Here is a 13477-nt window from a genome sequence, read left to right as displayed (position 1 = left end):
CGGTGTCTCCCGCTTGGGAGCCATCAGAGGGCCGCGCGCCGCACCGCTCAAGCGCTCATTTCGCCTGTTGCGCAAACAGTGCCAAAAGCTGCGCGTTCATAAACGGTTAAGGCGTGTGCGGGGTGTGAATATACGGTGCCCCTGTGCGCTGCCGTGCGGTTTGCCGCACAGGCTGTGGCCTGGCTTGTGCGGTTTTCCGCACAGGTGCGCGTGTGGCGAGCCGGGTTGGGGGCTCTGCCCCCGACGTCGAAAATCGGGAGATTTTCGACGCACTCCCCCGAGGTATTTTCAAACCAGAGAAGCTGGACCCCGCCTTGAAGTCTACTGGAAGTCTTGGGCGTCTAGCGGAAGTCCTCGGGCCGCAGGCCGTAGCGCGCGAGTTTGTCGTAGAAGGTCTTGCGCGGCAGTTTGAGGGCGCGGGCCGCGGCGCTGGCCTGGCCGGCGTGGCGTCTGAGCGCCGCCTCGAGGAGGGAGCGTTCGACCTGGGCCATCTGCTCGGCAAGGCCGAGGCCGCTGCCAAGGGTATTGTCGGGGACGCTTTCCCGCGACACGCCAAGCACGTAGCGCATGGCCTCGGTCATCAGTGCGCGCGCATTGCCGGGCCAGTCGCGGGCCATGAGGGTTGCGACGACTTCGGGGGTAACGTCTGGGGCGGGCTGGCCTGACTGCTCGGCGGCCTGGGCGACGTAGCTCTGGAAGAGGTCGGGGATGTCTTCGGGGCGGTCCGCAAGCGCCGGGATGCGCACGGTCATCACCGTCAGGCGGTAGTAAAGGTCCGCGGTGAAGCGTCCTTCGGTCACCGCGCCCTCGACGTCGCGCGTGGTCCCGCCGATCAGCGCCGGGCCGGTGCCGGCCTCGAGCGCATCGAGAAGCTGCACCTGGGTGTCGGGCGGGAGCGCGCCGATGTCATCGAGAAAGAGCGTCCCGTCCTGCGCTTGCGTCAGCCGCGCCTCGAGCGTTGTGGGCGTCATCCCGCGCGCCGCCGCCTTGACGAAGGGGCGTGGGCCGCGCGCCGAGCACAAGTGGATCGCTTCGGCGACCTTACTGACCCCGCCGCCCGGCGGTGAGACCACCAGCGCGTCCGTGCCGGCACGGGCGGCCGCGCGCACGTCGGCGCGCAGTGCCTCGGCCCGGTCGGACACCCCAAAGAGGAGGCGCGCCGCGGCATCGCCCTCTTCGGCCTTGCGGCGGGCGGCGCGGGCGGTGAGCGTGTCGTGCCGGGCGGCGAGTGCCTTGCGCAGGACAGCCACCAGGTCATCGGGCGCGCAGGGTTTTTCCAGAAAATCGAACGCGCCTTGCGCCATGGCTTGCACGGCGAGCGGGATGTCCCCCTCCCCCGTCAGCAGCACCACCGGCAGCTCGGGATCGCGTTCGCGCGCATAAGCCAGAAGGTGAAAGCCGTCCCGCCCGGGCATGCGCAGATCCGAGAGGATGACGCCCTCAAAAGCGCGGGTGATCCGGTCCTTGGCCGCCACGAAGGAGTTGGCGGCGAGCGGTGTCATGTCGTGGAGTTCGAGGGTTTGCGCAAGCGCTTCCCGCACGGCGGCATCGTCGTCGACGAGCAGCACGTGGGGCGCAAGGCCGGAGGTGTCTTGCGCGCCAATCATGCCGCGCTCCGCGCCGTGGCCGCGCCCAGCTCGATGGTAAAGACTGCACCGCCGTCTGCGCCGTTGCTGCCGCGGATCTCCCCGCCGAAGCTCTGCACGATGCCGTAGCTGATCGAGAGGCCAAGCCCCATGCCCTCGGAGGCGCCGACCTCCTTGGTTGAGTAGAAGGGATCGAAGATGCGCCCGGGATCGGCAAGGCCCGGGCCGTTGTCGGCAATCTCGATCCGCACGCGCGCCCCCGCCGCCGTCAGCGAGATCGCCAGCGCCTTGTCCTCCTGCCCCTGCATGGCGTCGCAGGCGTTGGTGATGAGGTTCACGAGCACCTGCACGAGCCGCACATCGCCCGCCTCCGCCCAGACCGGGCCGGGGGGCGGCACAGCGGTCAGGGCGACGCCCTCCCGCAGCCGGCGCTCTTCGGTCATCTCGAGCGCGGTTTCGAGCGCGTCGCGCACGTCCGTCGTGCCGAAAGGCTCGGTCTCCTGCCGGGCAAAGGCGCGCAGGTTCTTGATGATCCGCCCCATGCGGCGCGCCAGATCGGAAATGCGCGTGAGGTTCTCGGCGGCCTTTTCAGGCTTGCCGCGGGCGACAAAGGCCGCGCCGTTCTCGGCAAAGGAGCGGATCGCCATGAGCGGCTGGTTCAGCTCGTGGCTGATGCCGGCGCTCATCTGGCCGAGCGCCGAGAGCTTGGAGGCTTGCACCAGGTCCGCCTGCGCCCGCGTCAGCGCCGCCTCGGCTTCCTCGCGCTCGGCGATCTCGCGCATGAGCGCCGTGTTGGCCGCTGACAGCGCCTCCGTCCGCGCGGCGACGCGGGTTTCGAGCGCGGCGTTCACCTCCGCCAGTGTGCGCCGGCGGATCATCGCCAGCCCGAGGAGCGCGCCGAAGAAGAGCATCAAGCCGCCCACCGCCGCCGCCTGCAGATGCGCGATCCGCCGGGCGGGGGCGACGTCGATCAGCGCCTCGGCGGTCAGGCCGATCACCGGCAACTCCTGCGTCAGGTGCAGCGCGCGCTGCGGCAGGTATGGACTCCAGGACTGTTCCCAGATCGTGCGGCCGTCCGTTTGGCGCAGCGTGGCCGGGCGCGCGCCGGGGGCCGACAGGCCGGCCTCGGTGCGCTGCCAAAAGAGCAGCTCGGACCGGTTGGAGATAAAGACCTCCCGCGCGCCATTCACGAAATAGACCGTAGGCCGTGCGCCGCGCCATTCTGCCTCCACGATGTCCACGTCCGCCGCCACCAGCAGCACGCCCTGCACCCGGCCTGCCGCGTCGAACCCGGGGGCTGCATAAAAGTAGGCGCGCCGTCCCTCGGTGGCATCGACACCCACGTAGGCGCCCAGCGCACCGGTCAGGGCCCGGTCGAAGTCCGCGCGCCCCGCAAAAGAAGCCGGGCCCGGGTGCGAGGCCGCGAGCACAGTTCCGTCCGGTGCGGCATAGGCAAGCATCATCGCCGAGGTCTTGTCCGCGATCTCGAGCAGCAGCCTGTCCGCCTCCGCCCGTGGCGCCCCGTACGTCAGCGCCGTCAACACCGGATGCTCCGCGGTCAGCACGGCCAGCTCCTGGTAGCGTTGCAGCTGGGCGGTGAGCCGGTCCGCGGCCAGCGCCAGGTCCGCCTCGCCCCGCCGCGCCACCTGGTCAAGCGCCTGCCCGTAGCCCAGCCGCCAGACACCCGCCGCGACCGCGCAGGCCAGCGCCACGCCGATCAGCGTCCAAAGGAGAAAGTTGCGCCCGCTGCGTCCCATGGGGACGGGTCTAGCAAGATGTGGCTTGCCTTGAAAAGCGCCGCGCGCCACATCTCGCGCCATGTACCGCCTGCAGCAATCCCCAACCGACCCGGCCTTTGTCCAGGATCCCTACACGGTTTACGCCGACGCCCGCGCCCACGGCCCGCTCGTCTGGTGGGAGGAGTACGGCATGGTCGCCGCCCTCGATCACGCCACGGTGCAGGCGCTGCTGCGCGACCGCCGCTTTGGGCGGGCGCCAATCACGCCGCGCGCCGCCCAGCCGCACCTTGCCGCCTTCGACGCGGTCGAAGCGCACTCGATGCTCGACCTCGAGCCGCCGGTGCACACGCGTCTGCGCGGGCTGGTGCTGCGCGCGTTCACCTCCCGCCGGGTGGCCGCGCTGGCACCCGAGATCGACGCATTGGCGCACCAGCTGATCGACGCATTGCCGCCCGGCCGGTTCGACCTGATCGCGGACTTCGCCACGACGCTGCCGGTGACGATCATCGCGCGCCTCCTTGGCGTGCCGGAGGCGATGGGTCCCCAGCTCCTGGCGTGGTCGAACGCGATGGTGGCCATGTACCAGGCCCGGCGCGACCGCCTTCTCGAGGACGCGGCGAACGCCGCCGCGAAAGACTTCGCCGCGTACCTGCGCACCCTCATCGAGACCAAACGGACCGCGCCCGCGGACGACCTCATCTCCCACCTGATCGCTGCCGAGGAGAACGGCCAAAAGTTGACGACGGATGAGATGATCGGGACCTGCGTGCTGCTCCTCAACGCCGGCCACGAGGCGACCGTGCACACGTTCGGCAACGGGGTAAAGGCGGTCCTCGAAAGCGGCACGCAAGCCGCCTTCCAAGCCGAGGACTGCGACACCGCCGTCGAGGAAGTCCTGCGCCACGACCCGCCGCTGCATATCTTCACGCGGATCGCCTACGACCGCGCAGAGATCGCCAGCCACACGTTCGAACGAGGCGACGAAGTGGCGCTGGTTCTCGGCGCCGCAAACCGCGACCCGGCAGTCTGGCAAGACCCGGACTGCTTCGACCCCGAGCGCCCGGCGCAGCCCATGACGAGCTTCGGCGGCGGCATCCACTTCTGCCTCGGCGCCCCGCTCGCCCGGCTCGAGCTCAAGATCGCGCTCCACGCGCTCTTCACACGGCTGCCGACCCTGCGCATCGCCGCCCCGCCACGCTACGCCAACCTCTACCACTTCCACGGCCTCGAAGCCCTCTGGGTGGACCGTTAAAGCAGCGCGCTCCACTCCAGCTTCATCTTCCAAAGGGCTCCGCCCGTTCGCGGGCAAAACGCTCCCCCGGAGCGTTTTCGAGAAGCCCGCTCACCCCGCCGCCGGAGGCTCCCACCCTATCGGCGCGCACCGACTTCAAGAGTAAGGGCACCACCCCGTAAGGTGGGCAGTGCCGAACAGACCAACCTCTTAAAAAGCGCGGCACTGCCCACCCTACAGGTCAAGCAGACCCGGCGCTTTCCGCCTTCTTCTCCCAGCGGCCACTGTCCTGCGACCAGTATTGCGCGGCGCAGCCCGCCTCGGTCAGGACCTTCCACTGACCCCGCGCGACTTCAAGCGCCTCGGCATCGTGACCGTCGAAGAGCACGCAGACCCGGTCGAGCGCCTGCACTTCATCCGGCCCGACCACCGCGCCGTCGACGCTCATCACACAAGTTGCACCATTCGGCGCAGCGGCCTCGGTCGTCAAAAGCACCGGTTGGCGCGCGTCATGCGGACCGCCGGCGCGGCCATGGGGCAGGAACCGCTCCTCGGGTCCCAGCCACAGCTTGTCGTCGAGCCAGTCGAGCTTTGCCGCATCCGTGCCGCGCACAGCAACCTTCCACCCGGCTCCCAAGGCGCGGGTCAAAAGCTGCGGCAGCGCCACCTCCAGCGGCTCCCGCGTCAGGTGATAGAAATAGGCCGCCCCCACGTGCGGGTCAGCCCTTCTCGCACATGTCCGCCACCAGCCGGTTCAGCGCCATCACGCCCCAGCCGGTCGCACCCTTGGGCGCCAGCGTCGTGTCGGACTTGACCGAGGCGACGCCTGCGATGTCGAGGTGGATCCACGGCACGCCGTCTTTGATAAACCGTTGAAGGAACTGCGCGGCAGTAATCGAGCCTGCGGGGCGTCCGCCCACGTTCTTCATATCGGCGATGCGGCTCTTGAGCTGGTCGTCGTAGCTTTGCCCCAGGGGCATCCGCCAGGCGCCCTCGCCTTCGGTCTTGGCGGCCTTGAGGAAGGCATCGCAAAGCGTGTCGTCGTTCGAGAAAACGCCTGCGTTGTCGTGGCCCAGCCCGATGATGATCGCGCCGGTGAGCGTGGCGAGGTCGATCACGCCCGACGGCTCGAACCGCTGCTGGGCGTACCAGAGCACGTCGCACAGGACGAGCCGCCCTTCGGCGTCGGTGTTGATGATCTCGACCGTGTCGCCTTTCATCGAGGTGATCACGTCGCCCGGACGCGTCGCACGGTCCGACGGCATGTTTTCCACCAGCCCGATCAGCCCGACCACGTTGGCCTTCGCCTTGCGCAGCGCCAGCGCGCGCATCACACCCGAGACGACGCCCGCGCCGCCCATGTCCATGGTCATGTCTTCCATGCCGCCCGCGGGTTTCAGCGAGATGCCGCCCGTGTCGAAGACGACCCCCTTGCCGACCAGCGCGAGCGGCGCCTCGTCGCCGCCGCCCTTCCACTGCATGACCGCCACTTTCGACGGGCTGGCCGAGCCATGGCCCACCGACAAGAGCGTGCGCATCCCGAGCTCTTCGAGCTGGTCTTCCTCGAGCACCTCGACCTCGAGGCCAAGGTCGGCCATCGCCGCCACGCGGTCCGCGAACTCGGTCGTGGTCAGGATGTTGGCCGGCTCGTTTACCAGATCGCGGGTGAAGAAAACGCCGTCAGCAACGGCCAGCAAAGGCGCGGCGGCGGCCTCGGCCTCGTCCGGTTTCGAGCACATCACGCGGATGTCCTCGGCGGCCTTGCTCTCATCGGTCTTGTGGTCGCCAAACGTGTAGTCGCGCACGGCCGCGCCGAAGGCGAGTTCGTGGGCCTTGGGAAGGGCACCCGCACAAATCGTGACCGGCGCGGCGCCGCGCGCGCGGGCGATCCCGGCGCCTGCCTTGCGCAGTGTCTCGGCATCGGCGCGGCGCGGCAGGACGACGACGCTCAGCGCCTCGGCTACCATCCCGACAGGCATTGCCAGCGTGATCACGTCACCCGCCTTGACCTTGGCGAACCTGTCGCTGTCCGCGAGCCGCTGCACGGCACCCTTGGTGACGCGGTTGGCGCGGCGCGCGGCGGCGTCGAGCTTGCCTTCGGGTGTGACGATCACGGCCACGTGGCCCTCGGCCTCGGCGATGGCCTGGATGTCGGTTTCCACAAAGGACACGGAAGCGGGGGTGGTCATTGGCGAACTCCTGCTGATTTCCCACAGACATAAGGCGGCATGGCCAGAGGGGCCAGATACCAGTTTTCCCCAGGGTCCGTTTGGGCTAACTTATGCGAAAAGCAAAAGATGTCACGGGGTGCGGGTTTTGGCGAGGTTCGACAGATATGTCCTGTCGCAGCTGCTGGTGCTCTTTGGCTTTTTCTCGCTCGTGCTGGTGTCGGTCTACTGGGTCAACCGGGCGGTCGTGCTCTTTGACCAGCTGATCGCGGACGGTCAGCCGCTGCGCATCTTTGCCGAATTCATCGCCCTCTCGCTGCCGCCGGTGATCGCGCAAATCCTGCCGATGGCGACCTTTGGCGCGGCGGTTTACGTGACCAACCGGCTGGCGTCCGAAAGTGAGCTGACGGTGGTGCAATCGACCGGCACCTCACCCTGGCGGCTGGCGCGCCCGGTGATCGTCTTCGGTCTGATCGTGACGCTGATGATGGGTATCCTGAGCCATGTGCTGGTGCCGACCGCGCTGAAAGAGCTTAAGGAGCGCGAGCGTGAAATCTCCGGCTCGGTCAGCGCGCGGCTCCTGCAGGAGGGCACGTTCCTGCACCCCGCCGACGGCGTGACCTTCTACATCGGGGAGATCACGACCGAGGGCGAGCTGCGTGACGTGTTCCTGTCGGACCGGCGCACGCCGGACCGCTCGGTCGCCTACACCGCGCAGCAAGCCTACATCTTTGCCGCGGACGCAGGCCCGACGCTGGTGATGGTCGACGGGCTGGCGCAGGTGCTGGTGCACGAGACAGGTCGGCTTTCGACGACGAACTTTTCGGACTTTTCCTATGATATCAGCGGGCTTGTCACGCAGCCCAGCTCTCCGCGGCCGCGTCTGCGGCACGCCGCGACGCTGGACCTGATCCGTACGCCGGAGGCGGTGGCCGAGGCGACGCGCTCGGACCTCGGAGAGGTTGCGGAGGAGTTGCACGCGCGGTTCCAGCAGCCGCTGCTGTGCCTCGTCGCCGCGCTGATCGGGTTCGCCACGCTGACGGCGGGCAGTTTCAGCCGGTTCGGGGTCTGGCGGCAAATCCTGCTCGCGATCTTTTTCCTCGTGATGATCAAGATGGTCGAAAGCGCGGTGATCGAGCCGGTGGAGCAGGATGCCCGGCTCTGGCCTTTGATCTATGCGCCTTCGGTGCTGGGCGGGGTGCTGGTCTGGGCGCTGCTCTTCCGCGCGGCGCATCCGGTGCTGCGTACGCCACCTGAACGCATCGAGCCTGAGCGGATGGAGGAGGTTGCATGAAGTTGCACCTCTATTTCGCGCGTCGCTTTGCGATGGCGTTTCTGGCGACCTTCGGGATTTTTTTCCTCTTTATCCTGCTGATCGACCTCGTCGAGCAGGTGCGCCGGTTCGACACCGATGTGGCGTTTACCGATATCCTGCGGCTGACGCTCCTGAATGCGCCCGAGGGACTTTACCAGTTTTTGCCGCTGATCCTGATCATCGCGGCGATTGCGCTTTACTTGAACCTCGCGCGGTCCTCCGAGCTGGTGATCGCGCGCGCTGTGGGGCGCTCCGGGCTTGGCACGCTGCTCGGGCCCACGGCGGTCGCGGCGCTGATCGGCACTTCGGCGGTGACCATGGGCAATCCCATCGTGGCCGCCACTTCCGAGCGCTATCACGACTTGCGCGAGAGCTTTCGCAGCGGCGGCTCGGACACGTTTTCCATCGGGTCCGAAGGGCTCTGGCTGCGGCAAGGCGATGCGACCGGGCAAACGGTGATCCGTGCAAGCCGCGCCAGCCCGGATGCGGCGGTGCTTTATGACGTCAGCTTCTTCACCTACGCGCCCGGACGCGGTCCGGTGCAGCGCGTCGAGGCGGCACGGGCGACGCTGATCGCGGGCGCCTGGCAGCTGGAGGACGGGAAGATCTGGCCCATCGGCGCGCTCGGCAATCCCGAAGAGGGCGCGCGGGTGTTCGAAGAGTTCGAGCTGGCCTCGACCCTCACACGCGGACGCATCCTCGACAGCCTTGGCGCGCCGCAAGCGGTGCCGGTCTGGGACCTGCCGGCCTTTATCAACCGGCTCGAAGAGGCCGGGTTCAGCGCCAACCGCCACCGGGTGTGGTTCCATATGGAGATGGCGCGGCCGTTCTTCCTCGTCGCGATGGTGCTGGTGGGCGCTGCCTTTACCATGCGCCACACGCGGTTTGGCGGCACGGGTGTCGCGGTACTCTCGGCGGTGATGCTGGGGTTCGGGCTCTATTACATTCGCAACTTTGCGCAGATCCTGGGCGAGAACGGCCAGCTTGATCCCGTGATGGCGGCCTGGGCGCCGCCTGCGGCCTCGATCCTTTTGGCCACGGGCCTGATCCTGCGATCGGAGGACGGGTAGATGCGGCGTCTTTTGGCGGGTCTCCTCGCGCTCTGCCTTCTGAGCGCACCTTTGCAGGCGAGGGACAGCTTGCCGTCCGAGACGGCGGTGCTGGTTGCTGACAGCGTCTTTCTCGAAGGGGACACGCGGCTTATCGCAACCGGCAACGTGCAGGCGCTGCAGGACGGCACGCTGATCACCGCCAGCCAGATCGTCTATGACCGCAGCACCGACAGCATCACCATCACCGGCCCCATCCGCATCGAGGAGCCGGGGGGCACCATCCTAATCGCGGATCAGGCGGAGCTCGATCAGAGCCTAGAGAACGGGATCCTGAACGGCGCGCGGCTGGTGCTGAACCAGCAGCTGCAACTGGCCGCCGTGCAGCTGCAACGGGTGGGCGGACGCTACACGCAGTTGAGCAAGGTGGCCGCGACCTCCTGCCAGGTGTGCGGACCCAACGAGACGCCGCTTTGGCAAATTCGCGCCAAACGCGCGGTGCACGATCAGGAAGAACGGCAGATCTACTTTGACGACGCGCAGTTCCGCGTGCTCGACGTGCCGGTGTTCTACCTGCCGCGCCTGCGCCTGCCGGACCCGACGCTGAAACGCGCGCAGGGCTTTTTGATCCCCTCGATCCGGCAGACGTCGCTGCTCGGGCTGGGGCTCAAGCTGCCGTACTTCATCCCCATCGGCGATCACAAGGACCTGACCGTGACGCCCTATGTCTCGGTCGAGACGACGACGCTCGAGCTGCGCTACAGGCAGGCATTCCGGCGCGGGGACGTCGAGTTCAACGGCGCGGTCTCGCGCGACACGCTCAGCACGGATCTGCGGGGCTACTTCTTTGGAGAGGGCGCGTTTGCCCTGCCGCGCGACTACACGCTGACGTTCGACATCGAGGCGGTGAACGACCGCACGTATCTCGAGGATTACGACTACAGCGGCAAGAGCCGCCTCGACAGCGAGATCGCCCTGACGCGGGTCAAGCGCGATGCGTTCTTCGACACGCGGCTGACGCATTACCAGAGCCTGCGCGCCGGCGAGGACAACTCGCTGATCCCGTCGATCGCCGCCGACATGACCTATGAGCGGCGGTATTTCCCCGGCGGTCCGCGCGGCGGGGAGCTGCGGCTGGGTCTGGCGAGCCACGCGCATTACCGCTGGTCCGAGGTGGACGTGGACGGGCGCGACGTGGCGCGGATCACCGGCGATCTGAGCTGGCAGAAGCGCTGGACGCTGCCGATGGGCCTTCGGCTGGGGCTCACGGGCGGGCTGGCGTTTGACGCGGTGCAGACCTGGCAGGACAGCACCGCCGACTACCGCACCGACACGCTCACCCCCGCCGCCGCGGTCGAGTTGCGCTGGCCTCTGATGGCGCGCACGGCGGGCGGCACGATGCACCTGATAGAGCCTGTGGCGATGATCGGCTGGGCGGGCGGTGACCGTCCCAACACCGCCAATGACGAAAGCGACCGCGTCGAGTTCGACGAGGGCAACCTTCTGTCGCTCAGCCGCTTTCCGGCTGCCGACCGCCGCGAGCGGGGCGCACAAGCCGCCCTGGGCCTGCGCTGGCGCGCGAAGGCCGCCGATGGCTGGCACGCAGGGCTCACCGTGGGCCGGGTCTTCCGCGAGGAGGCGGATGCCGATTTCTCCGCCACGTCCGGGCTCGAGGGCGCCAGCTCCAACTGGCTGATCGCCGGGCAAGTCGCCTGGGACCAAGGGTTCGGCCTGACCGCACGCGGGCTTCTCGACGCCGACCAGCGCTTTGCCAAGGCCGAGGCGCGCGCGGCCTACAACACCGACCGGTTCGACATCGGCGCGGGTTATGTCCTGCTCGGAGCGGACACGGACGAGGACCGGCCCGACACCATCTCCGAATGGACCTTCGACGGCGCCTACCGGGTCAGCCGCAACTGGACGCTCTCGACGGATTTCCGATACGATCTCGTCTCGGACCAGTTCGCCCGCGCCGAGGCCGGGATCGGATACCGCAACGAATGCGTCGAGGTAGACTTCAGCGCCAAGCGCCGGTTCACCTCCTCGTCAAATGCCGACCCGTCCACATCCTTCGGGTTGACGGTCGCCCTAAAAGGCTTCAGCACCGGAGGAAACGCAGGCGCGTACACGAGGAGCTGCCGGAAATGAGACATCCCCAGACCTTTGCCCCCCTTCGGTTTATCGAGACGGTTGTAGCGGCGCTGCTTGTCTTGTTGCTGGCGGGCGCGGCGCTTGCGCAGAACGCCTTTTCCACCGCGATCCAGGTCAACGACAGCGCGATCACGTTCTACGATCTGCAGCAGCGCGAGCGCTTCGTGACGCTGTTGCGCGCGCCGGGCAATCCAGCTGATGTGGCGCGCCAGCAGCTGATCGACGACCGCCTCCGCCTGCAGGCGGCGCGGAACGCCGGCGTGCGCCCGAGCAACCAGGACATCCTCGACGGCATGTCCGAATTTGCAGGCCGCGCCAACCTGACCCGCGAGGAATTCGTGGCCGCCCTCGAAGGCAGCGGCGTGGACCCGCAAACCTTCCGCGACTTTGTCGAGGCCGGCCTCAGCTGGCGCATCTTGGTCCAGCAGCGCTTCGGCAACCGCTCCCGCCCCTCCGACGGGGAGATCGACCGGGCGCTGAACCGCTCGGGCGGGCAGAGCAACATCCGCGTCCTGATCTCCGAGATCATCATCCCCGCCCCGCCCCGCGAGGCCGCGCGTGTGAACGCGATTGCGCAACAGGTCTCGGCCTCCACCTCGGAGGCGGAATTCTCGCGCTATGCCCGCCGGTTCTCGGCCACGCCCTCGCGCCGGGCAGGGGGCAAGCTGCCCTGGCAGAACCTGAGCGACTTGCCGCCTGCCCTGCAGCCGATCATCCTGTCGCTGTCGCGCGGGGAGGTGACCGATCCGTTGCCGATCCCGAATGCCGTGGCGCTCTTCCAGCTGCGCGGGATCGAGGAAGGGCCCTATTCCGCGCCGAGCTACGCCGCGATCGAGTATGCCGCCTTCTACCTGCCCGGCGGGCGCACCGAAGCCACGATCCAGGAGGCGCGGCGCATCAGCCGCCGCATCGACAATTGTGACGACCTTTACGGGGTGGCACGCGGCCTGCCGGAGGACCGGCTGGAGCGCGTGTCGCGCACGCCGGACCAGATCCCGACGGACATCGCCTTTGAGCTGTCGAAGCTCGACCCGGGCGAGACCTCCTACACGCTGACGCGCTCGGACGGTCAGGCGCTCATGCTGCTGATGCTCTGCGGGCGCAGCGCAACGCTGCCGGAGCTCGACGAAGGGGTGGAGGACACCTCTCGCGACGAGATCGCGCTGGGGTTGCGCAACCGGCGTCTGGCGACGCTGGCCGACAGCTACCTCGAGCAACTGCGCGCCGAAGCCCGGATCCGCGAATGAGCAATTCCGCACCCGTGGTCGTGCTGACCTGCGGGGACCCGTCCGGGATCGGGCCGGAGCTGGCCGTGGCCGCGCGCGCGGCTCTGGGTAGAGAGCAGCCCTTTGCGTGGATCGGGGACCCGCGGCATTTGCCGGCCGGGACGGCAGTGTCAGAGATCTCCTCGCCGCGCGATGCCTTGGACGTCGCAGCAGATCATCTCGCGGTCTTGCGCCATGACTTTGCCGCCGAGGCGACGCCCGGCACGCCCGATCCGCGCAATGCGCAAGGTGTGATCGACGTTATCGCCCGGGCGGTGGAGCTGGTTCAGACCGGAGAGGCCGCCGCCGTGTGCACCGCGCCGATCAACAAGAAGGCGTTGCAGGACGGTGCGGGCTTTGCCTACCCCGGTCACACCGAGTACCTCGCTGCGCTTGCCGGAAGCGGCGCGCGGTCGGTGATGATGCTCGCCTGTGACGCGCTGCGCGTGGTGCCGGTGACGATCCACATCCCTTTGAGCGAGGTGCCGGCGGCACTGACGCCCGCGCTTCTGGAAGAGACGCTGCGCCTCACCGCGCGCGACTTCGCTGCGCGTTTCGGCATCGAGGCACCCAGGATTGCGGTCGCCGGGCTCAACCCCCATGCCGGCGAGGGTGGCAAGATGGGGCATGAAGAAATCACCGTGATCGCGCCTGTACTGGACAAGCTGCGCGCCGAAGGGTTCGACATCGCTGGGCCGCTGTCGGCGGACACGATGTTTCACGCGCCCGCCCGCGCGCGCTATGACGTGGCGGTCTGCATGTACCACGATCAGGCGCTGATCCCGATCAAGACGCTGGATTTCGACCGCGGTGTGAACGTGACGCTGGGATTGCCGTTCGTGCGGACCTCACCCGACCACGGCACCGCCTATGACATCGCGGGTCAGGGCGTGGCAAAGCCGACCTCGCTGATCGCGGCACTGCGGATGGCGGCGCGGATGGCCGGGGGCGGGATTTGAGTTTATTTGGGAAG

General features: G+C 68.1%; 10 protein-coding genes. 6 read left to right on the top strand and 4 right to left on the bottom strand.

The window, feature by feature from the left end; genetic code table 11:
- Nucleotides 1-341: 341 nt before the first annotated feature.
- Together ACU0B3_RS17710 and ACU0B3_RS17705 are read right to left on the bottom strand one after the other, a co-directional pair.
- Entirely contained in the window at nt 342-1607 is a 1266-nt protein-coding gene (locus ACU0B3_RS17710) for a sigma-54-dependent transcriptional regulator (protein ID WP_446262210.1), read from the bottom strand.
- The gene (locus ACU0B3_RS17705) at nt 1604-3343 is read right to left on the bottom strand and encodes an ATP-binding protein (RefSeq protein ID WP_446262209.1); all 1740 of its coding nucleotides are present in this window, start codon (nt 3341-3343) and stop codon (nt 1604-1606) included. The genes ACU0B3_RS17710 and ACU0B3_RS17705 overlap by 4 nt, the downstream gene beginning before the upstream one ends.
- 61 nt (nt 3344-3404) lie before the next feature.
- Between ACU0B3_RS17705 and ACU0B3_RS17700 the strand changes: the two genes are divergently transcribed.
- Nucleotides 3405-4577 (top strand): cytochrome P450, encoded by a 1173-nt coding sequence (locus ACU0B3_RS17700; RefSeq protein WP_446262208.1) that lies wholly within the window; start codon nt 3405-3407, stop codon nt 4575-4577.
- Nucleotides 4578-4797: 220 nt separating this feature from the next.
- On the opposite strand, the gene ACU0B3_RS17695 is transcribed toward ACU0B3_RS17700, so the two are convergent.
- Together ACU0B3_RS17695 and ACU0B3_RS17690 are read right to left on the bottom strand one after the other, a co-directional pair.
- On the bottom strand, nt 4798-5268 hold the full coding sequence (locus tag ACU0B3_RS17695; RefSeq protein ID WP_446262207.1) for a DNA polymerase III subunit chi: 471 nt from the start codon (nt 5266-5268) through the stop codon (nt 4798-4800).
- A 7-nt stretch (nt 5269-5275) separates the two neighbouring features.
- Nucleotides 5276-6745, bottom strand: a complete 1470-nt coding sequence (locus ACU0B3_RS17690) for a leucyl aminopeptidase (protein WP_446262206.1) — start codon at nt 6743-6745, stop codon at nt 5276-5278.
- Nucleotides 6746-6872: 127 nt separating this feature from the next.
- Here ACU0B3_RS17690 and lptF point away from each other — a divergent pair, with 127 nt between their 5' ends.
- From lptF to pdxA, 5 genes are read left to right on the top strand one after another with little or no spacing between them, the layout of a single operon-like run.
- Nucleotides 6873-8018 (top strand): LPS export ABC transporter permease LptF, encoded by a 1146-nt coding sequence (lptF, locus tag ACU0B3_RS17685; protein ID WP_446262205.1) that lies wholly within the window; start codon nt 6873-6875, stop codon nt 8016-8018.
- Nucleotides 8015-9109 carry an LPS export ABC transporter permease LptG gene (gene lptG, locus ACU0B3_RS17680; RefSeq protein WP_446262204.1) on the top strand — a complete coding sequence of 365 codons (1095 nt, stop codon included), beginning with the start codon at nt 8015-8017 and terminating at the stop codon, nt 9107-9109. The genes lptF and lptG overlap by 4 nt, the downstream gene beginning before the upstream one ends.
- Nucleotides 9110-11236 carry an LPS-assembly protein LptD gene (locus ACU0B3_RS17675; RefSeq protein WP_446262203.1) on the top strand — a complete coding sequence of 709 codons (2127 nt, stop codon included), beginning with the start codon at nt 9110-9112 and terminating at the stop codon, nt 11234-11236.
- A complete protein-coding gene (locus ACU0B3_RS17670) occupies nt 11233-12486 on the top strand; it encodes a peptidylprolyl isomerase (protein WP_446262202.1) in 1254 nt (417 codons plus the stop codon). Before ACU0B3_RS17675 ends, ACU0B3_RS17670 begins: the two co-directional genes overlap by 4 nt.
- Nucleotides 12483-13463 carry a 4-hydroxythreonine-4-phosphate dehydrogenase PdxA gene (gene pdxA / locus ACU0B3_RS17665; RefSeq protein WP_446262201.1) on the top strand — a complete coding sequence of 327 codons (981 nt, stop codon included), beginning with the start codon at nt 12483-12485 and terminating at the stop codon, nt 13461-13463. The genes ACU0B3_RS17670 and pdxA overlap by 4 nt, the downstream gene beginning before the upstream one ends.
- The last annotated feature ends 14 nt before the right edge of the window (nt 13464-13477 follow it).

This window comes from Pseudaestuariivita sp. (genome assembly GCF_052825805.1).
The sequence above is the reverse complement of the archived record's forward strand: the minus strand, read 5'-3'. Positions and strand labels throughout refer to the sequence as shown.